At 69.1% G+C, this 25,465-nt stretch carries 25 protein-coding genes, 1 tRNA gene and 1 pseudogene; 14 read left to right on the top strand and 13 right to left on the bottom strand.

The window, feature by feature from the left end; all coding sequences use genetic code 11:
* Positions 1-96: 96 nt before the first annotated feature.
* The 3 genes from MCHUDSM44219_RS04345 to MCHUDSM44219_RS04335 all read right to left on the bottom strand — a co-directional run bounded on the left by MCHUDSM44219_RS04345 (position 97) and on the right by MCHUDSM44219_RS04335 (position 2,028).
* Entirely contained in the window at positions 97-774 is a 678-nt protein-coding gene (locus tag MCHUDSM44219_RS04345) for a hypothetical protein (protein WP_048417002.1), read from the bottom strand.
* 26 nt (positions 775-800) lie between these two features.
* A complete protein-coding gene (locus MCHUDSM44219_RS04340) occupies positions 801-1,358 on the bottom strand; it encodes a CsbD family protein (protein ID WP_048417001.1) in 558 nt (185 codons plus the stop codon).
* A gap of 106 nt (positions 1,359-1,464) precedes the next feature.
* A complete protein-coding gene (locus MCHUDSM44219_RS04335; RefSeq protein WP_048417000.1) occupies positions 1,465-2,028 on the bottom strand; it encodes a hypothetical protein in 564 nt (187 codons plus the stop codon).
* A gap of 333 nt (positions 2,029-2,361) precedes the next feature.
* On the opposite strand from MCHUDSM44219_RS04335, the gene MCHUDSM44219_RS04330 reads away from it, so the two are divergent.
* The 3 genes from MCHUDSM44219_RS04330 to MCHUDSM44219_RS29925 are packed head-to-tail and all read left to right on the top strand — an operon-like array spanning position 2,362 to position 3,990.
* On the top strand, positions 2,362-2,871 hold the full coding sequence (locus MCHUDSM44219_RS04330; protein WP_048416999.1) for a DUF4383 domain-containing protein: 510 nt from the start codon (positions 2,362-2,364) through the stop codon (positions 2,869-2,871).
* A gap of 31 nt (positions 2,872-2,902) precedes the next feature.
* Positions 2,903-3,844 (top strand): manganese catalase family protein, encoded by a 942-nt coding sequence (locus MCHUDSM44219_RS04325; RefSeq protein WP_048416998.1) that lies wholly within the window; start codon positions 2,903-2,905, stop codon positions 3,842-3,844.
* Positions 3,841-3,990 carry a hypothetical protein gene (locus MCHUDSM44219_RS29925; RefSeq protein ID WP_157868747.1) on the top strand — a complete coding sequence of 50 codons (150 nt, stop codon included), beginning with the start codon at positions 3,841-3,843 and terminating at the stop codon, positions 3,988-3,990. Before MCHUDSM44219_RS04325 ends, MCHUDSM44219_RS29925 begins: the two co-directional genes overlap by 4 nt.
* A gap of 52 nt (positions 3,991-4,042) precedes the next feature.
* On the opposite strand, the gene MCHUDSM44219_RS04320 is transcribed toward MCHUDSM44219_RS29925, so the two are convergent.
* Together MCHUDSM44219_RS04320 and MCHUDSM44219_RS04315 are read right to left on the bottom strand one after the other, a co-directional pair.
* Entirely contained in the window at positions 4,043-4,990 is a 948-nt protein-coding gene (locus MCHUDSM44219_RS04320) for an NAD(P)H-dependent flavin oxidoreductase (RefSeq protein ID WP_048416997.1), read from the bottom strand.
* A 117-nt stretch (positions 4,991-5,107) separates the two neighbouring features.
* A complete protein-coding gene (locus MCHUDSM44219_RS04315; RefSeq protein WP_048416996.1) occupies positions 5,108-6,022 on the bottom strand; it encodes a quinone oxidoreductase family protein in 915 nt (304 codons plus the stop codon).
* A gap of 124 nt (positions 6,023-6,146) precedes the next feature.
* Between MCHUDSM44219_RS04315 and MCHUDSM44219_RS04310 the strand changes: the two genes are divergently transcribed.
* Entirely contained in the window at positions 6,147-6,527 is a 381-nt protein-coding gene (locus MCHUDSM44219_RS04310; protein ID WP_082162037.1) for a nuclear transport factor 2 family protein, read from the top strand.
* Here MCHUDSM44219_RS04310 and MCHUDSM44219_RS04305 read toward each other — a convergent pair.
* Complete coding sequence (locus tag MCHUDSM44219_RS04305) at positions 6,490-7,047, bottom strand: TetR/AcrR family transcriptional regulator (protein WP_048416994.1); 558 nt, start codon at positions 7,045-7,047, stop codon at positions 6,490-6,492. The genes MCHUDSM44219_RS04310 and MCHUDSM44219_RS04305 overlap by 38 nt on opposite strands.
* Here MCHUDSM44219_RS04305 and MCHUDSM44219_RS04300 point away from each other — a divergent pair.
* Positions 7,017-7,772, top strand: coding sequence for an NADPH-dependent F420 reductase (locus MCHUDSM44219_RS04300; RefSeq protein WP_413783581.1), 756 nt, complete (start codon positions 7,017-7,019; stop codon positions 7,770-7,772). The two genes, MCHUDSM44219_RS04305 and MCHUDSM44219_RS04300, sit on opposite strands and share 31 nt — an antisense overlap.
* Here MCHUDSM44219_RS04300 and MCHUDSM44219_RS04295 read toward each other — a convergent pair.
* The 3 genes and pseudogenes from MCHUDSM44219_RS04295 to MCHUDSM44219_RS04285 form a co-directional block, all read right to left on the bottom strand.
* A pseudogene (locus MCHUDSM44219_RS04295) lies at positions 7,769-8,796 on the bottom strand (cupin domain-containing protein). The gene MCHUDSM44219_RS04300 and the pseudogene MCHUDSM44219_RS04295 overlap by 4 nt on opposite strands.
* A gap of 88 nt (positions 8,797-8,884) precedes the next feature.
* A complete protein-coding gene (locus tag MCHUDSM44219_RS04290) occupies positions 8,885-9,712 on the bottom strand; it encodes an NAD(P)H-binding protein (protein WP_048416992.1) in 828 nt (275 codons plus the stop codon).
* Complete coding sequence (locus MCHUDSM44219_RS04285; protein WP_048416991.1) at positions 9,705-10,163, bottom strand: nuclear transport factor 2 family protein; 459 nt, start codon at positions 10,161-10,163, stop codon at positions 9,705-9,707. The genes MCHUDSM44219_RS04290 and MCHUDSM44219_RS04285 overlap by 8 nt, the downstream gene beginning before the upstream one ends.
* 60 nt (positions 10,164-10,223) lie before the next feature.
* Here MCHUDSM44219_RS04285 and MCHUDSM44219_RS04280 point away from each other — a divergent pair, with 60 nt between their 5' ends.
* Complete coding sequence (locus MCHUDSM44219_RS04280) at positions 10,224-10,805, top strand: TetR/AcrR family transcriptional regulator (protein WP_236695344.1); 582 nt, start codon at positions 10,224-10,226, stop codon at positions 10,803-10,805.
* On the opposite strand, the gene selD is transcribed toward MCHUDSM44219_RS04280, so the two are convergent.
* Positions 10,792-11,781: a selenide, water dikinase SelD gene (gene selD, locus MCHUDSM44219_RS04275; RefSeq protein ID WP_048417102.1), complete on the bottom strand. Its 990-nt coding sequence runs from the start codon at positions 11,779-11,781 to the stop codon at positions 10,792-10,794. The genes MCHUDSM44219_RS04280 and selD overlap by 14 nt on opposite strands.
* Before the next feature lie 40 nt (positions 11,782-11,821).
* Here selD and MCHUDSM44219_RS04270 point away from each other — a divergent pair.
* The 3 genes from MCHUDSM44219_RS04270 to MCHUDSM44219_RS04260 all read left to right on the top strand — a co-directional run bounded on the left by MCHUDSM44219_RS04270 (position 11,822) and on the right by MCHUDSM44219_RS04260 (position 14,962).
* Positions 11,822-11,916 (top strand) — tRNA-Sec (locus tag MCHUDSM44219_RS04270).
* 65 nt (positions 11,917-11,981) lie between these two features.
* Positions 11,982-13,292: an L-seryl-tRNA(Sec) selenium transferase gene (gene selA / locus MCHUDSM44219_RS04265; protein ID WP_048416990.1), complete on the top strand. Its 1,311-nt coding sequence runs from the start codon at positions 11,982-11,984 to the stop codon at positions 13,290-13,292.
* Positions 13,280-14,962, top strand: a complete 1,683-nt coding sequence (locus tag MCHUDSM44219_RS04260) for a selenocysteine-specific translation elongation factor (protein WP_048417101.1) — start codon at positions 13,280-13,282, stop codon at positions 14,960-14,962. The genes selA and MCHUDSM44219_RS04260 overlap by 13 nt, the downstream gene beginning before the upstream one ends.
* On the opposite strand, the gene MCHUDSM44219_RS04255 is transcribed toward MCHUDSM44219_RS04260, so the two are convergent.
* A complete protein-coding gene (locus tag MCHUDSM44219_RS04255) occupies positions 14,919-15,956 on the bottom strand; it encodes a TerC family protein (RefSeq protein WP_048416989.1) in 1,038 nt (345 codons plus the stop codon). The two genes, MCHUDSM44219_RS04260 and MCHUDSM44219_RS04255, sit on opposite strands and share 44 nt — an antisense overlap.
* A 107-nt stretch (positions 15,957-16,063) precedes the next feature.
* Between MCHUDSM44219_RS04255 and fdh the strand changes: the two genes are divergently transcribed.
* The 5 genes from fdh (at position 16,064) to MCHUDSM44219_RS04225 (ending at position 22,794) form a co-directional block, all read left to right on the top strand.
* Complete coding sequence (gene fdh, locus MCHUDSM44219_RS04245) at positions 16,064-19,327, top strand: formate dehydrogenase (RefSeq protein WP_109777584.1); 3,264 nt, start codon at positions 16,064-16,066, stop codon at positions 19,325-19,327.
* Positions 19,324-20,223 (top strand): 4Fe-4S dicluster domain-containing protein, encoded by a 900-nt coding sequence (locus MCHUDSM44219_RS04240; RefSeq protein ID WP_048416987.1) that lies wholly within the window; start codon positions 19,324-19,326, stop codon positions 20,221-20,223. The genes fdh and MCHUDSM44219_RS04240 overlap by 4 nt, the downstream gene beginning before the upstream one ends.
* A 63-nt stretch (positions 20,224-20,286) precedes the next feature.
* Positions 20,287-21,243, top strand: coding sequence for an NrfD/PsrC family molybdoenzyme membrane anchor subunit (gene nrfD / locus MCHUDSM44219_RS04235; RefSeq protein ID WP_048416986.1), 957 nt, complete (start codon positions 20,287-20,289; stop codon positions 21,241-21,243).
* Entirely contained in the window at positions 21,240-22,208 is a 969-nt protein-coding gene (locus tag MCHUDSM44219_RS04230) for a DUF3533 domain-containing protein (RefSeq protein ID WP_236695343.1), read from the top strand. The genes nrfD and MCHUDSM44219_RS04230 overlap by 4 nt, the downstream gene beginning before the upstream one ends.
* 37 nt (positions 22,209-22,245) lie before the next feature.
* Positions 22,246-22,794: a YceI family protein gene (locus tag MCHUDSM44219_RS04225; RefSeq protein WP_048416985.1), complete on the top strand. Its 549-nt coding sequence runs from the start codon at positions 22,246-22,248 to the stop codon at positions 22,792-22,794.
* 16 nt (positions 22,795-22,810) lie between these two features.
* Here the strand turns inward: MCHUDSM44219_RS04225 and MCHUDSM44219_RS04220 are convergent, their stop codons facing one another.
* Together MCHUDSM44219_RS04220 and MCHUDSM44219_RS04215 are read right to left on the bottom strand one after the other, a co-directional pair.
* Complete coding sequence (locus MCHUDSM44219_RS04220) at positions 22,811-23,971, bottom strand: NAD(P)/FAD-dependent oxidoreductase (RefSeq protein ID WP_048416984.1); 1,161 nt, start codon at positions 23,969-23,971, stop codon at positions 22,811-22,813.
* A gap of 180 nt (positions 23,972-24,151) precedes the next feature.
* On the bottom strand, positions 24,152-25,414 hold the full coding sequence (locus tag MCHUDSM44219_RS04215) for an IS30 family transposase (RefSeq protein ID WP_082162034.1): 1,263 nt from the start codon (positions 25,412-25,414) through the stop codon (positions 24,152-24,154).
* Positions 25,415-25,465: the final 51 nt, after the last annotated feature.

Below are 25,465 nucleotides of genomic sequence, written 5' to 3'. Positions count from 1 at the left end.
CAGCGTCGGGTCTGCGAGGGGTATGGCCGCCGACAAGATCACCGCGCTCGGCAGACTGCCGAACGCGGTGATCTTTCGTCTCAGGTGGTTGCCGTGTCAGGACTTTCGTGAGGTCGCTTCCTGGCGCTTCTGCTTCTCGGCGTCGGCCAACTGCTCGATGCGTTCTGCCTGAGCGCGACGGTGGTCAGCCTCGGATTGCTTCGCCTGGGCGCTGTCCAGCTGGGACTTCGCGGCTGCGCTGGCCTTACCCTCGTTGGCACGAATATTCTCCTGCGCAACGCGTTTGGCCTCATTGACTGAGTCCGTCCGACGTTTTGCGACCTCGTCCGCCTGATGCTTGCCCGCTTCTGCACGCTCGCCGGCAGCCTGCGCTGCGTCGCTCTTACGCTCCTCGGCCTCGGTCCACGCTTGCTTGACATCGCGGTTGGCCGATGCGCGCGCCCGCGCGCTCTTCTCGGCAACGTTGTTGAGAGTGGACCTCAAGTCGGCCGCGGCGTGCGCTTCCTTGCGTGCTGCGGCGGCGTCGAGGCGGGCGGCACGGCTGAGCGCGTCGCTGCGCTCGGCGAGTGCTTCACCGCGCATCTTGAGCTCTGAGTCACCCAGCGCGGAGCCAACTGCCGCGTCCATCATGCCCAGCGAGCGCTCGTAGAACAGACGTGCGGGAGTCTCGGCGTCCATGCGCGCGAACAGCCTGTCCTCGATCAGTTGGAGCGGGATACGGGCGACCTTGTACTGAAAACCCAATACTGCGAAGGGGAATGTCGTGAGTTTCATCGATGACTCCTGTGGTTGGCCGGTGCTCAAGGCAGGTCGGCTTCGTGGGTGAGGTGCGCCGCGCGCGCCCTGATGCGGTCGGCTTCCTCGTGGGCGTTGGAGGTGATGTGCTCCGCGGTTGCCTGCTCGTCGGCAGCATCCGCGACCTCGCGTGCGGCTGCCGAGATCTGCGCCTGCTCGTCGGCCTTGGCCTGGCGTGCAGCGTGCTGCGCGTCGAGATCGGCGTGCACCTTCTCCTCGGCCGCTTGAGTAGCGGCGGCGCGTTCGGCCTCCCGCTTCTGCGCGGTCTTCTGGTCGTGGACTGCCTTCTCGGCGGCCGCGGCTTCGGCGTTGACCGCGCGGCGCTCCTGGGCACCCTGCCGCAGCGCGTCTGCTGCCTCAGTGCGGGCCTGCTCGGCCTCGGCGTCGGCGACCGCCTCGACCGTGTTGGCATGCTTGCGTTCCCGGGCCTGCGTCTGCTCGAGTTGGCCCTCGGCGGTCAGAGAATCATTGTTGGTCACAGCGCCGACGAACTCCTTCGCCTTGCCCTTGACCGAGTCGATCAGCCCTTTGCGGGCCTGATCGGCTTTCTCGTGCTCTGTCATTGTGTCTCCTTTTGCTGACAACGGGATCGGCGTCAGGTGAGTCGTCCCGAGATGTCTTCGATGTGTGGGTTCGATCCCGAGATCTCTCGGGAGTGGAGCGGTTGGATCAGTTCTGCGCGCGCCGGGTGAGCTTGCTCCCGACACCGGCGAGTATCTGGCCGGGACGTTGTTGTTCGCCCTGCTGTGCGCTCAGGATCAGGATCGAGCCCGTGAGCACGGGGAGCGCCCACTGCAGGTACCGCAACTGGCGTTGCGCCTGCGCCACGTCGTCGGGAGTGGAGGCCGACGGATCCGTCGCGCCTTCTGCCGGATCACTCTCGCCCTGAGCAGTTTTGGCGCCGAGAACGCCGCTGTAGGCGGTGGCCCCCAGTGCGGCGCCGGTCAGTAGCGTCCTCGCGACGGTGTTGGACGTGACGCCCGACTGGTGCCTGGCCCGTCCTGGGTTGGCGTAGAGGATGGAGGCGCCGCCCAGCAGGTGCGCGCCGATGGCCACGGCGCTGACAGGAGCCCATTTGGCCCAGCCCACCGCGGCAACGCGTATCCGGTCATGCGAATCGCGAACGGAGGCGGCGGCACCGTTGACCCCGACGGCCCCCATCAGGGAGCCGCCGAACCAGGCTGCGGCGCCGAGGTCGTGAAGGGACCGGACTACGGTGTTGCGTGATGACATGAATTTCCTTGAGATCGTGAGTATGTCGAGGATGGCCGACGGCTGTCCCGGTCGGGTGGCAACGCCGGGGCTCGACGCGACTACACGAGCTCGAGTGCTCGTGGTGTCCGGATGCACCATCTCGAACGGTTCGAAACCCGCCCTGTGAAGATGTGACGAAATCCGCTCGAATGAAATGAAATTCGATCTTGACCTACCCGACGTTTCCAGTGTACGCGCCGGCGACGATGTTCCTGACGACGTTTGCGTGAGGGTGCCGGGGGTACCACGGCCCTGTCGGCAACGTATGAGCCTCATCGGGCACTGCCGGCCCACCTCTACCGAAGGCATCCCTTGACTGCGTCCACTCCGGCCCACAAGCCAGGATTCACCTCACGATTCGGGACGCCAGTCCAGAAAGCGGCGTTCGCTGTCGGCGTGGTCTTCCTCGCCGTCGGCGTGCTGGGGTTCATTCCCGGCATCACCACGAACTATGACCAACTCACGTTCGCCGGCCATCACTCCGAGGCCGCGCTGCTGGGGATCTTCAACGTGTCCGTTCTCCACAACCTGGTGCACCTTGCCTTCGGTGTGGCCGGAGTCATGCTGGCACGCACGTTCGACAGTGCCCGCTCCTATCTGATCGGCGGAGGCGTCGTCTACCTGCTGCTCTTCGTCTACGGTCTCGTCATCGACCACGACAGCGCGGCCAACGTGGTTCCCGTCAACGACGCCGACAACTGGCTGCACCTCTTCCTGTCCATCGCGATGATCGGCCTCGGCGTGGCACTCGGACGCAGGCGCGATGACACCGGCCGCCCGGTGGGCAGCGACAGTGCGACCCAGGTCCGCCCCCTGCGCTGAAGCGCGAACCCTCGAATCCTCAAGGAGAAACATGTACTTGCACACCCAACAACTCATCAACGAGATCGCCGTCGACGAGCCCGATCCCGCCGCGGCGAATGCCTTGCAGGAAGGTCTCGGCGGTCAGTTCGGCGAGATGCGCACGATGATGCAATATCTGTTTCAGAGCATGAACTTTCGCGGTGGCACCACGTCCAAGCCGTACAAGGATCTGCTGCAGGGCGTCGGGACCGAGGAGATCAGCCATGTCGAGCTGATCGGCACGACCATCTCGCGTCTGCTGGACGGATCTCCGGAATACCAGGGCAAGAAGACCGATCCGGTGGACCAGCCGGGTGCCAAGGGCGCCACTCCGCTGAAGATCGCATTGGACACCAGCAACATCCACCATTATCTGGTGGGTGCCCAAGGTGCGCTGCCGGTGGACGCAGCCGGCAACCCGTGGTCCGGGTCCTACGTCTACAACAGTGGCAATCTCGTGCTCGATCTGCTGTACAACCTCATGCTGGAGTCGACCGGCAGGCTGCAGAAGTGCCGCATCTACCAGATGACCGACAACAAGGCTGCCCGGTCCACCATCGCCTACCTCATCGTCCGCGATCAGGCCCATGAGAACGCGTTCGCCAAGGCGCTGGAAAGCCTCGGCGTGAACTGGGGTGCCGCGCTTCCGATCCCGAAGACCAACGCCGAGCAGTTCCCCGAAGTGAAGAAGCTTCTGGACCAGGGGCTGCAGAGCATCCAGTACACCTTCAGCGCCGACGACCAGAGTCAGGCCGACAAGCTCTACCGGGGTGCGTCACCGTCGAATGATGTTACCGAGCTGAGCACAGAGGTCATGCCCGAGGGCTTCCCGATGACCATCGCCCCGGAGCGGCGCGAGGAGTTCGCGCCAGGCCTCGACAAGGAACTGCTGGCGCTGATCCAGGCCACCGCAGAGGTCGAGATCGCCTCGACCAATGGCTCCACCTCGTGAGCGCGACGGACAGCGACGCACAGCGCGACGAGGTGAACTCCGGTCCCGACGAGCATGACAGTCTGGACCTGGATCCCCGGGAAACCGACCACCCGGCCGGCGCCGAGCAGGCGGCAGACAACACCGCGACCGAATCGTCCAACTAGCGGCGATGTGGGCGGGCTCCTGAACCCATTCACCGTCAGGGGCGGTCGCGCATCATCGGCTGTCGGCCGGATGAATCACACCCGCAAGTCGGGCGATGACGGTGGCCACCGATTCGACGGCAGTCACCTCGCCGACGCCCTGCCCGGCGTTGACGGGCGCCACCCGATAGTCCTGCCGGGCGATGGCGGTGTGGAGTGCGTCGACAGCGGCACCGTCGATCTCCTCTTCGCGTCCGTCCCATCGGTCGGTGAAAGCGTTGCGCAGCAGCCGTTCCGGTGTGTGCGCCGGCCATGGATACCCGAACGCGACGTCGAAGGCGCGCGTGGTGACGGTGTCCGTGGCGTGGGCGGCGATCATCGCCTGACGCGCCCCGTCCGGCAGCAGGGACTCCCGACACGCCGCGAACGCCGTGCCGAGCCAGGCGCCGGCCGCTCCAGCCGCGAGTACTGCGGCCAGCGCCCGCGCCGAGCCGATGCCGCCCGCGGACAGAACGGGGACTTCGACGCGGTCGAGGATCTGCGCGAGCAAGGTCAACGTCGCAACCCGGGGTCGGCCGTGCCCGCCGCCTTCCGCGCCCCGAGCGACCAGCACGTCGACCCCCGCGTCGACAGCGCGGAGCGCTCCCTCGAGATCGGCGACCTGGGTGGCCGTCTCACAGCCCGCGTCGTGTGCGCGGCCGATCCAGGTGACGTCGTCGCCGAAACTCACCGACAGCAGTGCAGGCCGCGCTTCGAGTGCCGTGGTCAGCAGCGCGGGCTCGTCGCGGACCCGCCAACCGATCAGGCCTATTCCGAACGGTCGGTCCAGGCCGCCGACGTGTCCGAGTTGCTCTCGCAGCATCGATGTCGTTGCGCTGCTGCCCATTCCGATCATGCCCAGCCCGCCCGCGCGCGACACCGCGGCGGCGAGCGCCCCGCCGGCCACCCCGCCCATCGGCGCGCTGACGACAGGGACCTCGAGCCTCATCGCTTCCGACCACGGGGTGTCGGGTAGGTCCATGGTCCGATCCTAGGGCGGGTGTGCACTGTCGCAGGGTCGCCTCCGCCGAGTGCGCGCAACGGCACGCGACACGCCGGGTGGAGGCGTACAGACACGCGCGCTCGCGGGAAGGGGGCGTCAGATCTCGATGCCGATCTTGACGTGCGGGCCGTCGGCCTGGGCCCGCCAGGCGGCTTCGGCGTCCGCGAGGCGGTAGCGGGTGGTCTCCACCTGGATGCGACCGTCGGCGGCGAGGTTCATGAGCTCGTCGTAGGCCTCCCGCAGGATTCGTGCCGGCATCAGGTCGTTGAGGTGCCCGACGTGCGAGCGGCCCATCAGCGCGTGGAACGGGACCGCCGGAGCGCCCCCGGCGCCCTGCCCGACCGTGATCAGCGTGGCGTCCACCGCGGTGGCCTGCAGCGCGGCGACGAACGGATCGCCGTACACGAGGTCGAGCACCACGTCGAAGCCGCCGTCGGCCTCCGCCCGCAGGGCAGCCACATCGTCGTCGCCGCCGAGCTGCGCGGTGGTGTCGGCGCCGAGATCGAGGATCTTCTCCAGGGCCTCCGGGTCACGGCCGGCGCCCACGATGTATCCCGCACCAAGGATCTGGGCCGCCTGGATCGCGATCGCGCCCACCACCCCGGTCGCGCCCAGCACCAGCACCGATTGGTCGGCCGACACATCGGCATGCCGGGTCAGCGGAAGCCAGGCCGCGAGCCCGGCGATGCCGAGCGCGACCGCCGTGTCGTCATCGACGGCGTCCGGCACGGGGTAGGCCTTCTCCGGGTCGATCCGGGCGCGCTCCGCCCACGAGCCGAAAGGCGCTGGCGGAGAATCGAAATACACCCGCGCTCCGTCGGCGGTGACTCCGATGCCCTCCTTGCCGACCACGTTGGGGATCTCGAGCCGCCCCATCTCGCCCGAGGCCAGCGCGAGGTCGACGGGATTGCAGCCGGCCAGCGTCACGCTGACGACGTCGTCGCCGGTCGGGTCGGCAAAATCCGTGACCCGCGGCGGTTGTCCGATCGTTTCCAGTACGGCTGCGCGCATGAGCCCCCCTCAATGCCTGCATCATCAGGCTACGCGTCGCGGGCCGCTGAGACGAGGGCGTGCGGTTGACCCCAACTTGCATGACCACTATAAAACTGAGAGGACCCGCGGAAAGGGGAAGTCGTTGAGTGACGACGTCGTTCGGTTGATGGAAGAGAACCTGCTCGCGGTGTTCGACGAACGCGATCCCGACCGCAGGCTGCAGGTGATTCGGCGCAACTACGCTCCCGACGTCCGCTGGTCGGACGCCGAGGAGACGGTTGTCGGACAGGACAGGCTGCACGAGAAGGCGCAGGCGCTGCTCGACGGACAATTGGCGGGCCTGAACTTCACCCAGTCCGGTCCGGTCCATCAGGTGGCGAACATGGGCCATCTGGCGTTCGACGTGTTCGGGCCCGACGGCGGGGAGCCGCTGGTGTCGGGGTTCGACGTCGCGATCATCGAGGACGGGGTGATCGCGCAGCTGTTCACCGTGGTGACGAAGGAGCCGACGGCCACGCCCTGAGCGCGACGTCGGCGGCCGCGCGCAGCTGCCGGCGGGTCGCCCCGTCGCGGGCCTTCGCGGACAGCCCCCTCAGCACCAGGTCGACGTAGTCGGTCAACGCCCCCACGTCGACATCCGGGGACAGATCGCCGGCCTGCTGCGCCCGGCGGAACCGGCGCGCGATGGCGTCGCGTCCCGTGCCGCGCCGGGCCTTCAGCGTCGGGTCGGAGATCACGAAGCATCCCGGCGGATGCGCCGGGCGGGTGTACAACTCCACGGCGCGCTCCAGCATCGCGGTGAACACCTCGTGGGCAGTGGCGGCCTCGAGAGCCGGCGGGACGACCGCCGAACGCTCGTACAGCTCGACGGCAGCCTCGAACAGGGTCTGCTTGTCCCCGAACGAGGCGTACAGGCTCGGCGGCGAGATCCCCATCGCCTGCGTGAGGTCGCTGATCGACGTGCCGTCGAAGCCCCTCTCCCAGAACAGGTGCATGGCGGCCTGCAGCGCTTCTGCGCGATCGAACTTCTGCGGCCGGGCCATCCCGCGATCCTAGGCAGCCGACGCGGCTGTCTGCTAGCGTCGATGCGTTTAAGTTTAACGACTACTACAAAACCCTTCGGAGAGGCGACATGAGTTACGCCATCATCGGCTCGGGCAACATCGGTTCCGCGGTGGCGGCCCACTTCGCGCGCGCGGATGTCGAGGTCGCCGTGGCGGCATCGCGCGGACCCAACGCGGTGGCGCCGCTGGCTCAGCGGCTCGGGTCCCGCATCATCCCGACCGAGGTGTCCGACGCGTTGCAGGCGGACGTGGTGATCCTCGCCGTCCCGTTCGACGCGGTCCGCGAGCTGGTGGCGCAGGTGCCGGACTGGTCGGGGCGCATCGTCGTCGATGCGACGAATGCCATTGATCCTCGGACTTTTTCGGCCGCGGACCTGGGTGGGCGTGCGTCATCGGATCTGGTGCAGGAGTGGGCGGCCAACGCGCGCGTAGTGAAGGCGTTCGGCCACACGTGGGCCAAGGTGCTGGCCCGCGAACCCGGTGACGGCCGCGGCGGCCGGCGGGTGCTGTTCGTCTCCGGCAGCCACCCCGACGCCAACGCCGACGTGGCGGCGCTGATCGAACGGTTCGGCTTCGAGCCGATCGACTTGGGCCGCAACGACGCCGGTGGCCTGCTGCAGCAGTTCGGCGGACCACTGACCACGCGCAGCTTCATCTCCCAGCCGATCGGCGGCGCCTCACCGCCGGAGATGGATCTGGTCTAGTCGAGGGGATTGGTGCGGTTGACGATCAGCGGATCGGTCTTGGTGAACGGGAACGCCGGCAGGTCGTCGATGTGCATGTTGAACGTCGCGGCGAGTACCTCCCGCGAGTAGGCGCTGGCCGACGCGCGGTATCCGATGTCGCCGGGCATCGGCTGGTCGAAAAGATCGCGAAGTGGATGTCGGGCGCGTCGACGACTTCGATGTGGTGCGGGTAGGCCCGCGGGATGAAGTACACGTCCCCCTCCTCGAGCAGATATGTGTCGAGCGTGCCGTCGGAATCCATCACCGTCATCCGGCCCGAACCCTCGTGCACGTAGCCCATTTCGGCGGTGATGGGATGCCAGTGCGGCTCCCGCATCCCGTCCTCACGGATGCGCAGCGAATACATCGACAGGTCTTTGAGCGCCGGCCAGTACTGGGCCCGCGCCAGCCGCGCCGAGCCGACCGCCACCCCTATCGCCGGGCTCTGCGCCTCGACGGAGAACTTGTGCGGATCGTCGAACCACGCGGTGGCGGGCACCTCGGCGCCGCCGCTGCGCCGTGCCAGTTTGCGGTCGGTGGTGTCGCGGCGCATCGCCGTGAAATCCGACGCCGGCAGGTCGTAGGTGTTGCCCAGCACCGCGTCGGTCATCGCGCCGAAGGACGCGGCCAGCCCGAAGTCCTCCGGGCGCTCGCTGCGGAACGCCAGCACGAACTCGGCGGGCTCGTCGCCGATGTTCTCGATGTGGTGCAGCGAGCCGGAGTCGATGTGGAACATGTCGCCGGCGCTGACGGTGAAGCTGCTGAAGCGGCTGTAGCTGTCCAGCACCGAGACGAACGACGTGCCCGAGATGCAGTACGTCAGTTCGTTGCAGTCGGCGTGCCAGTGCGGTGTGCGCATCGCGCCGGGATTGATCACGATGCGTTTGATCGACATTCCGGAGAGGATCGGCAGAGTGTCGGCGGTGACGCGGCGGATCGAGCCGAGCTCGTTCTCCTCGACGATCTCGCCGTTTCGCAGGGAAGTGGCATGCGGGCTGGTCATGGCCGGAATCCTAAAGCGTTGAGACTGCGTCCAGGGTGGCCAAAACCGGGAAATCGACGCCGTGGACGCAGTCTGAACGCAGAGGGGGTCAGTGCTCGGCGAGGAAGTGTCGCAGCGATGTCGGTGTGCGCCCGGCGACGTCGCGGACGGCCGGGGTGACGAAGTCCTGTTCGCCGGCGCGGATGCGCTCGTCCAACGTGGCGAGCATGCCCGCGAAGTCCGCCGGGTACCCCGCGGCCACCAGGCGTTGGGTCAGTTCGGCCGTCGACACGTCGACGTGGCGCACCGGCTCGCCGAGGATCTCTGAGGCGATCGCCGCGGCCTCGGCATAGGACAGCGACTCGGGGCCGGTGAGCACCAGCTCCTCGCTCACGGGCTCGGGGGCGGTCAGAGCTTCGACGGCGACGGCGGCGATATCCGCGGCGTCGATGAACGCGAGCCGGCCGTCGCCGGTGGCCGTGACGATCTCCCTTGTCTCGCGGATGCTCCGGGCCAGCGGATGGTCGCCGACGAAGTTCTGCATGAACCAGGACGGCCGCAGCACAGTGGCTTCCGCGAAGAGCCCGGCGACCAGGTCGTGGATCTCGCCGAGTCCGGGTTCGCCGCGCTCGACCGCCGACGAACTCAGCAGAACGACCCGGCGAATGCCGCGTGCCGTCGCCTGCTCGAGGAAAGGGCGCACCATCGGCACCGGGTCGGCCGCCCCGGTGGGAGCGACCAGATAGACCGCACGCACGTCGGTCAGCGCGGGGGCGAACGTCGCGTCGTCGGACCAGTCGAACACGACGGCGTCCGCATCGGCGGGATCGGGGTGGCGGCTGGCCGCCCGCGCCCGGAGACCCCGTTCGCGCAGGCCGGCGACGACCGGGGCGCCGGTGTTGCCGGTCGCCCCCGTGACCAGGATCGGATCAGTCATCACGCCCGCCGAAGCCGCTGCTCAACACGTCGGCGCCACCGAGGGCTGCGGTCGCCGCCAGGGGGTTCCAGTAGTCGCGGTAGTGCTGCACACCGTCGGGTCCGACCGTGAGCACCGCGACGTAATCCATTCGGTAGGGGGAATCCGATTGCACGGCAACACCTTCGGCGGAGAACTCGAGGACCACGGTGGAGGGGTCGAGCGTGTGGTGGCGCCGGCGCTCCGTCACGGTGTCGATGCGCAGCGTGGCGCTGTAGTCCTTCAGGTAGTTCCGGACGTCGTCGCGACTGCGGAGCACGGGGTAGCCGGGTGGGGCGAACGGGAACTCCATCGAACCGGCGGGTGCCCACTGGTCCGCGAAGGCGGTCATGTCGTTGCGGCGGAGGCTGTCGAGCAGGGCATCGATCACACGGTCGGTGTGCGCACGTGCACGTTCGTCTTCGGTCGGCATGGTGTCGTCTCTCGTCGTCATACGAAACGGAACGGTTCCGTCTCGGATAGTATTCCGGTTGTGGCGACGAAAGCGAATCTGCGGGCCCAGGTGACCGACGGCATCGTGGAGGCGGTACTCGACGAGCTCGCCGACGTGGGTTTCGGCAGGCTCTCGATGGACGGGGTCGCGCGGCGCGCTCGCGCCGGCAAGGCCGCGCTGTACCGGCGCTGGCCGTCGAAGCAGGAGATGGTGCTCGACGTCGTGACCGGGCTCAGCGTGCCGATGGCGGCGATGGTGCCGTCGGGCGATCTGGCCGCCGACGTCGCGGCCCTGGTGGCCGGCGTCGACGCCTGGCTGACCGATGCGCGGATGTCGCGGATCCTGCCCGACCTGCTCGCCGAGGCGATGCGCAATCCCGGCCTGGCGGCCGCGCTCACCGACCGCCTGGGGGACGCCCGCCGCGGCTACGGGCAGGCGGTGATCGACGCCGCGATCGCCCGCGGCGAGGTGCCTTCAGACGTGGACAGCGAGTATGTCCTGGATCTTGTTGCGGCACCGGTGTTCTGGCGGCTGTGCGGTCGCCGGGAACACACCGACCCGGCGTTCCTGGACCGGGTGGTCGACTCGGTGCTGCACGCGCTGGGAGTCAGCGGACGATGATCGTGTGCTCGGTGCGCGGAATCAGTTCGCCGATCACCGGGGCGCCGGGGATCTCCCCGGCGATCAGCAGCCCGCCCGAGGTCTGCGCGTCGGCGAGCAGCAGCGCCTCGTCCTCGCCGACCGACAGGTCGATGTGCGGTCGCACCCAGTCCAGGTTGCGCCGGGTGCCGCCGCTGACGTAGCCGTCGCGCAGCGCCTCGCGCGCCCCGTCGAGGTACGGCACCGCCGCGGCGTCCACGACCGCGGTGACCCCGCCGGCCCGGGCCAGCTTGTGCAGATGTCCCAGCAGGCCGAAACCCGTGACATCCGTGGCGCATTCGACACCGGCGGCGAGTGCGGCGGCCGACGCCGAGGCGTTCAACGTGGTCATCACCGCGATCGCCTCCTCGAAGCGCTCGCCGGTGTTCTTGTGGCGGCTGTTGAGCACGCCGATACCCAGCGGCTTGGTCAGCGACAGCGGGACGCCGGAGCGTCCGGCGTCGTTGCGCAGCAGCCGGTCCGGATCGGCGATGCCCGTCACCGCCAGGCCGTACTTCGGCTCCGGATCGTCGACGCTGTGCCCGCCGGCCAGGTGACAGCCCGCCTGCACGCAGACGTCCATCCCGCCACGCAGCGTCTCGGCCGCCAGTTCGAACGGCAGCACGTCGCGCGGCCAGCCCAGCAGGTTCACCGCGACCACCGGCCGGCCGCCCATCGCGTACACGTCCGACAGCGCATTGGCCGCGGCGATCCGCCCCCAGTCGTAGGCGTCGTCCACCACCGGGGTGAAGAAGTCCGTCGTCGCGATCAGCGCGACGCCGCCCTCGATGCGCACCGCGGCGGCGTCGTCGCCGTCGTCGAGGCCGACCAGCAGCTCGCCGACCGGGTTCACCGGCGTGGAGTGCGTCAGCCCGCGGACCACGTCTTCGAGCTCGCCAGGGGGGATCTTGCAGGCGCAGCCGCCGCCGTGGGCGTACTGGGTGAGCCGGTGCGTCATGGACTCCATGCTGCCCTGCCATGATGGACGGGTGGCTCAGGGAGGCGTATCCGGTCTGGTGACCGGCCCGATCTTCAAAATCGCTGAGTGGCAGTTCCTGTCGCTGGCGGGTTCGATTCCCGTCCGCCTCCGCCACCGTTCCCCCTGCGAATCGGGCGCGCAAAACGACAGTCAGCGTCGGTTGGCGCGCCGGAATCGCCATGGGAGGTGACCCGCGCCGGCGGGTGCCGCGCACCGATGCTGTGCTCGCCGACCCCCGCCTGGTCGAGGCCACCCGCACGCTGGGCCGCGCGCTGGTCAAGTCCGTGGTCGCCGACGCGCAGCAGCGGGCGCGCGACGGGGAGATCGACCCCGAGCAGGTCGCCGACCACGCCGTCGCCACGCTGCCGCGAAGTGCCGCCACGCTGCGGCCGGTCATCAACGCCACCGGTGTCGTCGTGCACACCAACCTGGGCCGCGCACCGCTGTCGCAGGCCGCGATCGACGCAGTGACGACCGCCAGCGGCGCCACCGACGTGGAGTTCGACCTCGAGACCGGCCGTCGCGCCCGTCGCGGCCGCGGTGCGCTGGCCGCACTGGCCGCCGCCGTGCCCGCCGCGCAGGGCGTGCACGTGGTCAACAACAACGCCGCGGCGCTGCTGCTGACCGCGATGACGCTCGCCCCCGGCAAGGAGATGATCGTCAGCCGCGGCGAGCTGATCGAGATCGGCGACGGCTTCCGGCTGCCCGAGTTGATGACGTCGACGGGCGCGCGGATCCGCGAGGTCGGCACCACCAACCGCACGCACCTGCGGGACTACGCCGACGCGATCGGGCCCGACACCGGCTTCGTGCTCAAGGTGCACCCGTCGAACTACCACGTCAGCGGCTTCACCTCGTCGGTGCCGGTGCGCGACCTCGCGACGCTCGACGCGCCGCTGGTGGTCGACATCGGCTCCGGCCTGCTGAGCCCGCATCCGCTGCTGCCCGACGAACCCGACGCCACCACCGTGCTGCGTCACGGCGCCGACGTGGTCACCGCCAGCGGGGACAAGCTGCTCGGCGGTCCGCAGGCCGGGCTGCTGTTCGGCTCCGCCGAGCTGATCGACCGGCTGCGCCGCCACCCGGCGGCCCGCGCCCTGCGGGTGGACAAGATGACGCTGGCCGCGCTGGAGGCCACACTGGCCGGGCCGCCCACGCCTGTGGCACAGGCGCTCAGCGCCGACGTCGACACGCTGCGTGTCCGGGCCGCAGCGCTGGCCGCGCAGCTGCCCGGCGCCGAGGTGGTCGAGTGCGTCGCGGCCGTCGGCGGCGGAGGTGCCCCCGATGTCGAATTGCCCAGCGCCGCAATCAGTCTGCCCGAGCGCTACGCCGCGGCGTTGCGCACCGGGGCGCGCGCGGTGGTCGGGCGTATCGAGGACGGCCGCTGCCTGCTCGACCTGCGCACCGTCGCCCCCGAGGACGACGTGGCGCTGCTCGAGGCGGTGCGTGCGTGTGCGTCCCCGTCGGCGGATTCGACGTGTACGTCGTAGCCACCGCGGGCCACGTCGACCACGGTAAATCCACGCTGGTCCACCGGCTCACCGGCATGTGGCCCGACCGGCTCGCCGAGGAGCAGCGCCGCGGCCTGACCATCGACCTCGGCTTCGCGTGGACCACCATCGACGGCCGCGAGATCGCGTTCGTCGACGTGCCCGGGCACGAGCGGTTCGTCGGCAATATGCTCGCCGGCGTCGGGCCCGTTCCGGCGGTGATGTTCGTCGTCGCCGCGACCGAGGGCTGGATGCCCCAGTCCGAGGAGCACCTCGCCGCGCTTCAGGCGCTCGGCGTCCGCAACCTGCTGGTCGTGATCAGCAAGGCCGACCTCGCCGACCCCGGGCCCGCCGTCGCGCAGGTGCGCGACCGGCTGCCCGACGCCCCGATCGTGCTCGGCACCGAAACCGATGCTGTACGAGCCGAACTCGTGGCCCTCACCGATCGGATACCGGTGCCGGACCGGGACGCCGACGTGCGACTGTGGGTGGATCGGTCGTTCACGGTGCGCGGCGCCGGCACCGTCGTGACCGGGACACTGGCAGCCGGCACCATCCGTGTCGGCGACGACCTGGTGCACGACGGACGGCGCGTCACCGTGCGCGGCGTGCAGTCCCTGGGCCGCGACCGCACCGAGGTCGCCGCGGTGGCCCGCGTCGCGGTGAACCTGCGAGGTGTCGACCACCGCGGCATTGCGCGCGGCGACACGATCCGCACGCCGGGCGCGTGGCGGGACACCGCCGAGATCGACGTCGCGCTCCGGGCAGCCGGGAAACTGCACGAGCGACTGGTGCTGCACATCGGATCGGCCGGCGTGGCGGTGCACGTCCGGCCGCTCGGTGACGCCGGGGCGCGGCTGCGGCTCTCACGCCCGCTGCCGCTGCGGATCGGTGACATCGGGCTGCTGCGGGACCCCGGCGAACACCGCATCGCCGCGGGCGTCGAGGTGCTCGACGTGGCGCCACCGGCGCTGCGGCGCCGCGGCGACGCCCGCGACCGCGCCGCCGAACTGGCCACCGGCCGGGTTGGGCCACCGGTGTGCGCTCGAGGGAAAGACCTGCGCGCCATGGGTTTCGACGCCGACGGTGACCGGGTGGGGGAGTGGGTCGTCGACCCGACATGGTGGGCGCAGCGGCGCGCGCTGATGACCGCGGCGGTGCAGCGGTGGTCGGACGGCCACGACATCGCCGCGGGCATGCCGACCGAGGAGCTGCGCCGCGAATTACAGTTGCCCGCCCTCGACCTCGTGTCGGCGCTGGCGGCGGGCACCGGGCTCGAGGTGGCCGACGGGCGGATCCGCCGGCCCGGGACGGCGCTGCCCGAGCGGGTCGAGAAGGCGGTGCGCACTCTCGAGGACCGACTGGCGGCTGAACCGTTCCGCGCACCCGAGGCCGACGAGCTGACCGAACTGCGGCTGGGGCCGAAGGAACTCGCGGCGGCGGTGCGGGCGGGCCGGCTGGTGCGGATCGCCGACGGCGTGGTGCTGGGACCTGAGGTCTACGACCGCGCCGCCGCGACGCTGGCCGACGTGGCGCAGCCTTTCAATGTCGCCGACGCCAAACGCGCCCTGGACACCACCCGGCGCGTCGCGGTCCCGCTGCTCGAAGCGCTCGACGCGCGGGGTGTCACCCGACGCCGTCCCGACGGCTCGCGCGATCTCGCTCGCTGAGCGGGTGGTCCTTGTGCGTCGCGCGCAGCGAGCCGGGATGGGCTTTGGCGGTCGGATCGCGCCGGGTCTTGATCAGGCTGGCGACCGTCACGACGATGAGGATCACGAGGATCACCACCAGGCTCAGATACGTGTTGACCTCGGGCACGCGCTTGTCGATGTCCTCGTGAGCCCAGTGCAGCACCAGCTTGACGCCGATGAACGCCAGGATGATGGCCAGTCCGGTGGACAGGTAGACCAGCCGGTCCAGCAGACCCTTGACGAGGAAGAACAGCGCCCGCAACCCGAGCAGTGCGAACGCGTTGGCGGTGAACACGATGTAGGGCTCGGAGGTGACCCCGAAGACGGCGGGGATCGAGTCCAGCGCGAACAGCAGGTCCACACTGCCGATCGCGATCAGTACGGCGAGCAGCGGGGTCGCCATCCGGCGGCCCTCGCGGTGGGTGAACAGCTTGCCGCCGTCGTACTCGTTGCTGATGGGCACGAAACGCCGGGTCGCCCGGATCATGATGTTGTTCTCGACGTCCGGGTCTTCGTCGCGGTGCCGGAACAGTTGAATGGCGGTGTAGATCAGCAGCGCACCGAAGATCAGGAACATGAACGAGAACATCGAGATCAGCGTCGCCCCGATCGCGATGAAGATGGCGCGCATGATCAGCGCCAGGATGATCCCGAAGGTCAACACCTTGTGCTGATGCTCTTCGGGCACCGCGAACGTGGCCATGATGATCACGAACACGAACAGGTTGTCGACCGACAGGCTCTTCTCGACGATGTAGCCGGCGAAGTACTGGGTGCCGAAGTCGCTGCCGTAGGTGAGGAAGAACCACACCCCGAAGCCGATGGCGACCGCGATGTAGAACACCGACCACGCGGTGGCCTCGCGGAAACCGACGCGGTGCGGGCGGACCGCGGCCAGGATCAGGTCCACGGCGAGCAGCGCGACGATCAGGCCGATCGTCACGCCCCAGGTCAACAGGCTGATCTCGAGCATGCGTCCTTTGTACCTGAGAGCCGACAGTTGATCGGCTGAGAAGCGGGTATCCGGGGTTGCCAACGCGCGGTGCCGACGGTTGGATCGAATCCGGAAAGGGGTGACGGGTGGACCTCAAGGGACTGTTGCAGTCGTGGCCGGTGTATCGGCAACTCACCGGCGACGACAAGCTCGGCCGCGGCAAGGCCGCCCAGTCGCACCGTTCCCTCACGCTGACCCCGCGCACCGCCGAGGCCGACCGCGTCGCGCACTCGGTGTGCCCGTTCTGCGCCGTCGGCTGCGCACAGAAGGTGTACGTCAAGGACGAGAAGGTCGTCCAGATCGAGGGCAACCCGGACAGCCCCATCTCCCGCGGCCGGCTGTGCCCGAAGGGGTCGGCCAGCAAGCAGCTGGTGACCGGTCCACAGCGGCTGACGAAGGTCCGCTACCGCGCGCCGTACGCCACCGAGTGGCAGGACCTGGACCTCGAGACGGCGATGGGCATGGTCGCCGACCGGGTGCTCGACGCCCGCGAGAAGGGTTGGCAGCAGTTCGACTCCGACCGTCACACGCTGCGCCGCACGATGGGGCTGGCGAGCCTGGGCGGGGCGACGCTGGACAACGAAGAGAACTATCTGATCAAGAAGTTGTTCACCGCGCTGGGCGCTTTGCAGATCGAGAACCAGGCGCGTATTTGACACAGCGCCACGGTTCCCGGTCTGGGGGCCTCCTTCGGTCGCGGCGGGGCGACGGACTATCAGCAGGACCTCGTCAACTCCGACTTCATCGTCATCATGGGCTCGAACATGGCCGAGGCCCATCCCGTCGGCTTCCAGTGGGTGATGGAAGCGAAGTCACGGGGAACGCAGGTGGTGCACATCGACCCGCGGTTCACCCGCACCAGTGCGCTGGCCGACCGGCACGTGCCGCTGCGCGCGGGCAGTGACATCGCGTTCCTCGGTGGGGTGATCAACTACATCCTGTCCAACGAGCTCGACTTCCGCGAGTACGTCACCGCTTACACCAACGCCACGTTCCTGGTCGACGAGAACTATCAGGACGCCGAGGATCTCGGCGGGCTGTTCTCGGGTTACGACGAGGCGACCGCGTCGTACGACCCGGAGACGTGGCAGTACCAGAACACCGACGCCGAGGGCGGCGGGTCGGACGCCAAGGAGAATGCTTCACCCGATCAGCAGGGCTCCGGCGGCGCGCCGATCCAGGGCGCGGCCGACATTCCGAGCGACCCGACGCTGCAGGACCCGCGCTGCGTCTATCAGATCCTCAAACGGCACTACGCCCGCTACACCCCCGAGATGGTCGAGCGGGTGTGCGGGGTGCCCGCCGAACAGTTCCTGGAGGTCGCTCGCCGGTGGACCTCGGCGTCGGGCCGGGACAAGACCGCCGCGCTGGTGTACAGCGTCGGCTGGACCCAGCACACGATGGGCGCGCAGTACATCCGGGCGGGCGCGATCATCCAGCTGCTGCTGGGCAACATCGGCCGGCCCGGGGGCGGGGTTTTCGCGCTGCGCGGGCACGCCAGCATCCAGGGCTCGACCGACGTGCCGACGCTGTTCAACCTGCTGCCGGGGTATCTCGCGATGCCGCGGGCCGGGCAGGAGACGCTGGCCGACTACCTCGACGCGATCAAGAGCCGCAACCAGAAAGGCTTCTGGCACAACGCCGATACCTACATGGTGTCGCTGCTCAAGGAGTACTGGGGCGACGCGGCCACCGCCGAGAACGACTTCTGCTTCGACTACATGCCGCGCATCAACGGTGACCACGGCACCTACCGCACCGTGATGGACATGGTCGACGGCAAGGTGTTCGGCTACTTCCTGCTCGGCCAGAACCCGGCCGTCGGATCGGCGCACGGCAAGTTGCAGCGCCTCGGTATGGCCAACCTGGACTGGCTGGTGGTGCGCGATCTCGTGGAGATCGAGAGCGCCACATTCTGGAGGGACGGGCCGGAGATCGAGACCGGCGAGATCGCCCCCGAGACATGCCGGACCGAGGTGTTCCTGTTCCCGGCGGCGTCGCACGTGGAGAAGGCGGGCACCTTCACCCAGACCCAGCGGATGCTGCAGTGGCGGGAGAAGGCTGTCGAACCGCCCGGCGATGCGCGCTCGGAGCTGTGGTTCTTCTACCACCTCGGCCGGATCCTACGCGAAAAGCTCGCCGGCTCAACGGATGAGCGCGATCGCCCGCTGCTGGACCTGGCGTGGGACTACCGGATGGACGGCGACGAACCCGACGGTGCCGACGTACTGCGCCGGATCAGCGGCATCGACCTCACCACCGACCGGGCGGTGAGCGGTTACACCGAGCTCAAGGCCGACGGGTCGACCATGTGCGGCTGCTGGATCTACAGCGGCGTGTACGCCGACGAAGTGAACCAGGCGGCACGCCGCAAACCCCACACCGAGCAGGGCCCCTACGACAACGAGTGGGGCTGGACGTGGCCGATGAACCGCCGCGTGCTCTACAACCGGGCGTCGGCGGATCCGGCCGGCCGGCCCTGGAGCGAGCGCAAGAAACTGGTGTGGTGGGACGCCGACAAGAACGAGTGGACCGGTTACGACACACCGGATTTCGAGAAGAACAAGCCACCGGACTACCGGCCGGACGACGACGCGGTCGGGGTCGCGGCGCTGCGCGGTGACGACCCGTTCGTGATGCAGGCCGACGGCAAGGCCTGGCTGTTCGCGCCCAACGGCGTGCTCGACGGGCCGCTGCCCACCCACTACGAGCCGCACGAGTCGCCGGTGCGCAACCCGCTGTATCAGCAGCAGGGCAACCCGGCGCGCAAAGTGTATGGGCGCGAAGATAACCCGTCGAACCCGTCGTGGCCCGACGCGCACGGCGAGGTGTTCCCGTTCGTGTTCACCGCGGCCCGGCTGACCGAGCATCACACGGCCGGCGGTATGAGTCGGCAGTTGCCCTACCTGGCCGAGTTGCAGCCCGGGTTGTTCGTCGAGGTGTCGGCGGAGCTGGCCGCCGAACGCGGGCTGAAACACATGGAGTGGGCGCACGTGGTGACCAGCCGCGCGGCAGTGGACGCGCGCGTCTTCGTCACCGAGCGGATGCGGCCACTGCGCGTCGACGACCATGTGGTGCACCAGGTGTGGATGCCCTATCACTGGGGCGGTTCGGGTCTGATCGACGGCGACGTGGTCAACGACCTCCTCGGTGTGGTCGCCGACCCGAACGTGTTCATCCAGGAGAGCAAGGTCGCGACGTGCGACATCCAGCCGGGGCGGCGACCGCGCGGACCCGAACTGCTGGCGTACATCGCGGACTACCGCCAACGGGCGGGCATCACCAAGGCCACCGGCACCGACCTGGACACCACGCGGCGCTCGCCCGACCACACGGAGGACACGCCATGAGTGGCAACAGCTTCTACGGCCCGCTAGACGATCCGGCGGGCGACGCCGGCTACGACGAGCATCCGCCGCGGGTGGGGTTCTTCACCGACACATCGGTGTGCATCGGCTGCAAGGCCTGCGAGGTGGCGTGCAAGGAGTGGAACGAGTTGCCCGTCTCGGGAGAGGGTGACGGGTTCAACCTGCTGGGCATGTCCTTCGACAACACCGGCAACCTCGGTGCGAACTCGTGGCGGCATGTGGCGTTCATCGAGCAGCCGGGCCGCGAGCCGATCGACCTGGGCATGCCCGAGATCACCCAGAAGGCCGTCGAGATGGTGGGCGAGCTGCCCGACTTCCGGTGGCTGATGGCCTCGGACGTCTGCAAGCACTGCACCCACGCCGGCTGCCTGGACGTCTGTCCCACGGGTGCGTTGTTTCGCACCGAGTACTCCACTGTCGTTGTGCAGCAGGACATCTGCAACGGTTGCGGCTACTGCGTGTCCGGCTGCCCGTACGGCGTGATCGAGCGCCGCGAGGGCGACGGCCGGGCCTGGAAGTGCACGCTGTGCTACGACCGGCTCCACGACGGGCTCGAACCGGCGTGCGCCAAGGCGTGCCCGACCGACTCCATCCAGTTCGGGGTGCTCGACGAGCTCCGGGAGCGGGCCGCGCAGCGGGTCGAGGCGCTGCACGAGCGCGGCGTCACCGAGGCCCGGCTGTACGGCGAAGACCCGAACGACGGCGTCGGCGGCGACGGTGCGTTCTTCCTGCTGCTCGACGACCCCGAGGTCTACGGTCTGCCGCCCGACCCGGTGGTGCCGACCCGCGACGCCGCCGCGATGTGGCGGTACGCGGGAATGGCGGCCTCGGCGCTGGTGGGCATCGCGGTGTCGGCGTTCGTCGGGAAGCAGCGATGAGCGCTTGCGCGAAGAGCCGAGGGCAGCGATGAGCGCTTGCGCGAAGAGCCGGAGGCAGAGCTGATGCCACGCGAGCACACGGCGGTTCCGCCGGCCGACTTCCGCTCCTACTACGGCCGGCAGATCCTCAAGACACCGGTGTGGAACTGGATGATCGCGGCGTACCTGTTCTCCGGCGGCCTGTCGGCGGGCTCGGCGATGCTGGCCGCCGGCGCCGACCTCACCGGGCGGACCGAACTGCGCCGGGTCTCGCGCCTTGGTGCGCTGGCGAGCCTGCTGGCGAGCATGTACTTCCTGATCGGCGACCTCGGCCGGCCCGAGCGGTTCCACCACATGCTGCGGGTGGCCAAGCCGAGTTCGCCGATGAGCATGGGCACCTGGATCCTCGGCGGCTACGGCCCCGGCGCGGGGGTAGCGGCGCTCGCCGAGCTGATGCCGCGGCGGCTTCGGCGTTCCCGGCTGGGCCGACTGCTGAGCTGGGCGGCGCGCCCGGCCGGGCTGGAGGCCGCCGCGGTGGCACCGGGCGTGGCCTCCTACACCGCAGTGCTGTTGTCGCAGACGGCCGTTCCGGCGTGGCACGAGGCGCACCCGTACCTGCCGTTCGTGTTCACCGGATCGGCGGCGGCCAGCGGCGCCGGACTGGGCATGCTGGCCGCCCCGGTGACCGAGAGCGGACCGGCGCGCAGGATGGCGGTCGCCGGCGCCGCGCTGGAAGTCGCCGCGTCCCGGGCCATGGAACGTCGGCTGGGCCTGGTCGGTGAGGCGTACACCACCGGGCGGCCGCACACGCTGCGCCGCTGGTCGGAGATCCTGACCGTCGGCGGCGCCGTCGGCGCGGTGGTGTCGGGCCGACGCCGATGGGCTGTCGCGGCATCGGGGGCAGCGCTGCTCGCCGGCAGCGCGCTGCAGCGGTTCGGGGTGTTCGAGGCGGGCGTGGCGTCGACGAAGGACCCGAAATACGTTGTGGTGCCTCAACGGGAGCGGATCGCGCAGCGACAGACGGCGTCGGCGCACGGGTGAGGGCACGGCTGCGCGCGATCCCGTTGGAGCTGCGCAAGGTCGGCGCCGTCCTCGGCATCGCGCTGGTGCTCGGTGCGTCGTTCGTCGCTGCCTACACGATCGCACTGGGCCGACCGGTGCCGCGCCACCTGCCGGTCGGCGTCGTGGGGGACGCGTCGCCGCAACTGCTCGCCGACCTGCAGCAGCGCTTCCACGAATTCGAGCCGCACGACTATCCGAGCCGCGCCGCGGCCGTGCAGGCTGTCGACCGGCAGGAGATCACCGCGGTGATCGACACCTCCGCCGCCCCGCCCGAGCTGCTGATCTCCAGCGCCAGCGACCCGTCGTCGGCGCGGCTGCTCACGCAGATCGACCAGGCAGGCGGGCAGCCCGTGCTGAAGATCGTCGACCTGCATCCGCTGCCCGCCGCCGACCCCGCCGGCCTGGCGACGTTCTACCTCATCATCGCCGCCACGATCCTCGGGTTCGTCACCATGTTCCAGCTGCGCGCCAACGTCAAGACGCTGACGCTGGGCCGTTGGCTGGGCTGCCTCGCCGTGCTGGCGGTGGGCGGCGGGGCGACCCTGGCCGCCGTCGCGGGACCGGTGCTCGGCGCGCTGAGCACTCCGTTTCCTGTGCTGTGGGGTCTGGTGTCGGTGCAGATCGGCGTCGCCGCCATGTTCAACTCGGCGATGCTGGTGATGATCCATCGCTGGGCGATCATCCCCACCTGGCTGGTGTTCATCCTGCTCGGCAACACCTCCTCGGGCGGCGCGGTGTCGGCGACCCTGCTGCCCCAACCGTTTTCATTCCTCAACCACGCACTGCCCAGCGGCGCGGCGGTCTCGGCGGTCCACTCGGCCACCTACTTCCCCGATCATCAGCGGCCCGGCCCGTACGTCGTGCTGGCCGTCTGGCTCGTCGCGTCCACGGCGGTACTTCTCGTCGCGTCGCGGCGGCTGCAGCGTTCCCCGGCGCAGGCATAATCACTCGTCCACCGACCGATACCGCTACATTCGTGCGATGGCAGCCTCGGCGTGGACACTGGACCCTTCACACGGCGAACTGCTTCTGACGACCGGGGTCACCGGACCCGCCGCGGCGATGGGCCACCGGCTGACGATCGCCATGACGGCGTGGCAGGCCACCGTGACCTGGTCGGGCGACGAACCGTCCGCGGTGGAGCTGACCGTCGACGTCGACTCCCTCCAGGTGCTGCGGGGCGACGGCGGGGTCAAAGGTCTGACCGGCGTGGAGAAGGCGTTGGCCCGCTCCAACGCCCTGAAAAGCCTTGACGCCAAACGGTACCCGCACATCCGTTTCACCAGCGACGAGGTGACCGCCGTCGACGGGGGCTATCGGCTGTCCGGCACGTTGGAGATCCACGGCCGGTCGCGTCCGCGGTCGGTGGATCTGCGCGTCGAAGACCTGGGTAAGACCTGGCGGATGGCGTGCGACGCGGTGGTCAGCCACCACGACTTCGGGGTCAAGCCCTACTCGCTGATGATGGGCGCGATGAAGGTGGCCGACGAGGTGGCCGTGTCCCTCCACGCTGAGCACGCCAAGGACTGAGCCCTCTCGGCAGGCCTCAGCCCCTGTCCACCGGCGGCGGCTCGCCGGCGGTGATCAGTTCTTCGCCGCGGTCGTAGTCGTCGTCGGCCTGGTAGGTCAACACACCAACGGTGGTGCCGTCGCCCGCGCTGTACCAGACGGTGAAACCGCCGTCGCCGTGCTCGACCATCGTGCTGCGCTCGTAGCCGTCACCCCAGGAGTGGTACTTGACGTCCGCATCGCCGATGGTGGTCCAGAAGCCGGGCACGCCAGACCATGTGGCATCCTCGCCGGCCGCGGCGGCACCGGCGACCTGGCCCTGGTCCTCCGCGTCCTGCCAGTGCTCGACGGCCAACCGCCGGCCGGCGCCGCTGTTGAACGCGAACGCGACGTCGCCCGCGGCGTAGATCCCGTCGACACCGGTACTCATGTCCGCATTCACCACCACGCGGGAATCCTCCAGCGTCAATCCCAGCGACCCGGCGATCGCACTGTTGGGGTGCACGCCGGTGGCGGCCAACACCAGGTCCGCCGGAAGCGTGGTGCCGTCGTCCAGGCGCACCGAATCAGCTTGAACGGACTCGACTTTCGCGCTGCCGAGGTATCGGGCGCCGGTCTTCTCGACGAGCTCCCGGAGCCGACGACCCGCCTCGGCGCCGAGGCGCTTCTGCTGCGGCAGCTCGTCGGGTGCCACCAACGTCACCGAAACACCCTGCATGGCAAGCGATGCCGCGGCCTCACAACCGATGAACCCCGCACCGATCACCACCGCGGTCGTGGCGGAGCGGGCTGCGCCGCGCAACGTCTCGGCGTCGGCGAGCGAGCGCAGTTGCAACGCACGCTCACCGCCGGGGATCGGCAGCGGCGCCGGACTCGCACCCGTGGCCAGCACCAGCGCACCGTAGGGGTATCTGTCGCCGCCGGCCGTCACCACGCGTTCCCCGGCATCGACGTGATCCACTGCGGCGTCGAGGACGACCTCGATGTCGCGCTCGCGGAACCACTCGGGCGGATGCATACCGACGTCGTCGGTCTCGCCGCGCAGATAGTCCTTGCTCAGCGGCGGACGGAAGTACGGGTGACTCCCGTCGGCGCTGATGATGCGGACGGGCGCGTCGGGCCGGCGGGCGCGGTAGGCGTCGGCGGCGCCGACCCCGGCGGGTCCGCTGCCGATCACGATCAGGCCTGGATCAGTCATCGTGTCGACATACCCACTGCACGGTCTGCCACACCGCGCCGCCGGCCCGTTGCGTCACGAGTGTGCGAACAGATCCCGTCGGCGCGGCTTGAGTTCAAGGGGTCGATGCAACAGTTGGCGGTTTTGACAGTAGTTCGTTGAGGGCTTCGGCTGGGGTTTTCCAGTCGAGGGTNCTTGAGTTCAAGGGGTCGATGCAACAGTTGGCGGTTTTGACAGTAGTTCGTTGAGGGCTTCGGCTGGGGTTTTCCAGTCGAGGGTTTTGCGGGGTCGGCCGTTGAGTTCGGTGGCGACGTTGTCGAGGTAGCCGGGCCCCCACAGCGATAAGTCGGTGCTTTTGGGGAAGTACTGGCGCAGAAGCCCGTTGGTGTTCTCGTTGGTGCCACGTTGCCATGGCGAATGCGGATCGCAGAAGTAGATGTCGAGATCGGCCGCTGCTGCGATCGCTGCGTGGTTGGCCATTTCGCTGCCCTGATCCCAGGTCAGCGAACGGCGCAAGCACTCGGGCAGCTCGCTCATCTTGTCCACGATCGCGTTCTGCACGCTCAGTGCCGTGTGATCGTCGGGCAGGTGCAACAACATGACGAACCGGGTGCTGCGCTCGACGAGGGTGCCGATCGCTGAGGCTGAGGCGGTCGACCCCAGAATCAGATCGCCCTCCCAGTGCCCGGGCACCGCCCGGTCGGCGACCTCGGCAGGACGCTGGCTGATGTTGACCATGCCCGGGATACGACCACGACGGGCTCCTGTGGGGCGCTGAGGATGGCGGATCGCGCGGTTGGTGCGCAGACAGCGGTGCAGCTCTTGGCGTAGCGACCCACGCCCTTGAACGTAGATGGCCTGGTAGACGGCCTCGTGTGACACCCACATCTCCGGATCGTCGGGGAAATCGCTGCGCAACCGCCTCGCGATCTGTTGAGGGCTGTGGCGCAGCTCCAGTCGAGTTTGCACCTCCTGGCGCAGGGTGCCATCGCTGGCCAGTCGGCGCTGTTTGGGTCGACGGGCGCGTTCGGCCGAGCGGTCATGGGCAGCGGTGGCCAAATAACGCACCGACGAGGCTTTGCCGCTCTGGCGGGCACCAAAGGCGTGTTTACGTCGATACCCCGATCTACGGCCTGTGTGGCGATTCCGCAGCTCGCTATTGTTATCGATCTCCCGTTTGATCGTCGACGCCGGCCGGCCCAATCGTCGACCGATGGATCGCAACGACTCACCGGTGCACACGCCTACCTGGATTTCGATGCGATCGTCCAATGTCAGCCGCCGACGCGGGCCAGTCGATTTCGCCTTGGGCTTTGCTGGTTTCACGCCACCAGCGTCACGGAACCACCGCTTCCCACAGCCGTCTGACACGCTGACAGCCACACCGGCCTCAGCCGGACTCAGACCTGCCCGGACGTACTCCCAGAACGCCGGCATCCGCGACCGCAACGGCACGCGACCCATCGCAACACTCCTCAATCACACGGGGTGTTGCATCGACCCCTTGAAACCGCC

Origin of the sequence: Mycolicibacterium chubuense, assembly GCF_001044255.1 — a bacterium.
In the GTDB taxonomy this organism is placed as follows: domain Bacteria; phylum Actinomycetota; class Actinomycetes; order Mycobacteriales; family Mycobacteriaceae; genus Mycobacterium; species Mycobacterium chubuense.
Note: the sequence above shows the minus strand (reverse complement) of the source record. Positions and strands in the feature narration are given on the sequence as shown.

What these genes read in the sequence shown, in the direction of transcription:
- nrfD (WP_048416986.1), top strand. Translation starts at nt 20,287, where the DNA reads ATGCCACGCGAGCACACGGCGGTTCCGCCGGCCGACTTCCGCTCCTAC.
- MCHUDSM44219_RS04220 (WP_048416984.1), bottom strand. Translation starts at nt 23,971, where the DNA reads ATGACTGATCCAGGCCTGATCGTGATCGGCAGCGGACCCGCCGGGGTC.
- MCHUDSM44219_RS04335 (WP_048417000.1), bottom strand. Translation starts at nt 2,028, where the DNA reads ATGTCATCACGCAACACCGTAGTCCGGTCCCTTCACGACCTCGGCGCC.
- MCHUDSM44219_RS04255 (WP_048416989.1), bottom strand. Translation starts at nt 15,956, where the DNA reads ATGCTCGAGATCAGCCTGTTGACCTGGGGCGTGACGATCGGCCTGATC.
- MCHUDSM44219_RS04320 (WP_048416997.1), bottom strand. Translation starts at nt 4,990, where the DNA reads ATGGACCTACCCGACACCCCGTGGTCGGAAGCGATGAGGCTCGAGGTC.
- MCHUDSM44219_RS04215 (WP_082162034.1), bottom strand. Translation starts at nt 25,414, where the DNA reads ATGGGTCGCGTGCCGTTGCGGTCGCGGATGCCGGCGTTCTGGGAGTAC.
- selD (WP_048417102.1), bottom strand. Translation starts at nt 11,781, where the DNA reads ATGACGCACCGGCTCACCCAGTACGCCCACGGCGGCGGCTGCGCCTGC.
- MCHUDSM44219_RS04315 (WP_048416996.1), bottom strand. Translation starts at nt 6,022, where the DNA reads ATGCGCGCAGCCGTACTGGAAACGATCGGACAACCGCCGCGGGTCACG.
- MCHUDSM44219_RS04225 (WP_048416985.1), top strand. Translation starts at nt 22,246, where the DNA reads ATGGCAGCCTCGGCGTGGACACTGGACCCTTCACACGGCGAACTGCTT.
- MCHUDSM44219_RS04345 (WP_048417002.1), bottom strand. Translation starts at nt 774, where the DNA reads ATGAAACTCACGACATTCCCCTTCGCAGTATTGGGTTTTCAGTACAAG.
- MCHUDSM44219_RS04340 (WP_048417001.1), bottom strand. Translation starts at nt 1,358, where the DNA reads ATGACAGAGCACGAGAAAGCCGATCAGGCCCGCAAAGGGCTGATCGAC.
- MCHUDSM44219_RS04290 (WP_048416992.1), bottom strand. Translation starts at nt 9,712, where the DNA reads ATGACTGATCCGATCCTGGTCACGGGGGCGACCGGCAACACCGGCGCC.
- MCHUDSM44219_RS04285 (WP_048416991.1), bottom strand. Translation starts at nt 10,163, where the DNA reads ATGCCGACCGAAGACGAACGTGCACGTGCGCACACCGACCGTGTGATC.
- selA (WP_048416990.1), top strand. Translation starts at nt 11,982, where the DNA reads ATGGGAGGTGACCCGCGCCGGCGGGTGCCGCGCACCGATGCTGTGCTC.
- MCHUDSM44219_RS04325 (WP_048416998.1), top strand. Translation starts at nt 2,903, where the DNA reads ATGTACTTGCACACCCAACAACTCATCAACGAGATCGCCGTCGACGAG.
- MCHUDSM44219_RS04305 (WP_048416994.1), bottom strand. Translation starts at nt 7,047, where the DNA reads ATGGCCCGGCCGCAGAAGTTCGATCGCGCAGAAGCGCTGCAGGCCGCC.
- MCHUDSM44219_RS04240 (WP_048416987.1), top strand. Translation starts at nt 19,324, where the DNA reads ATGAGTGGCAACAGCTTCTACGGCCCGCTAGACGATCCGGCGGGCGAC.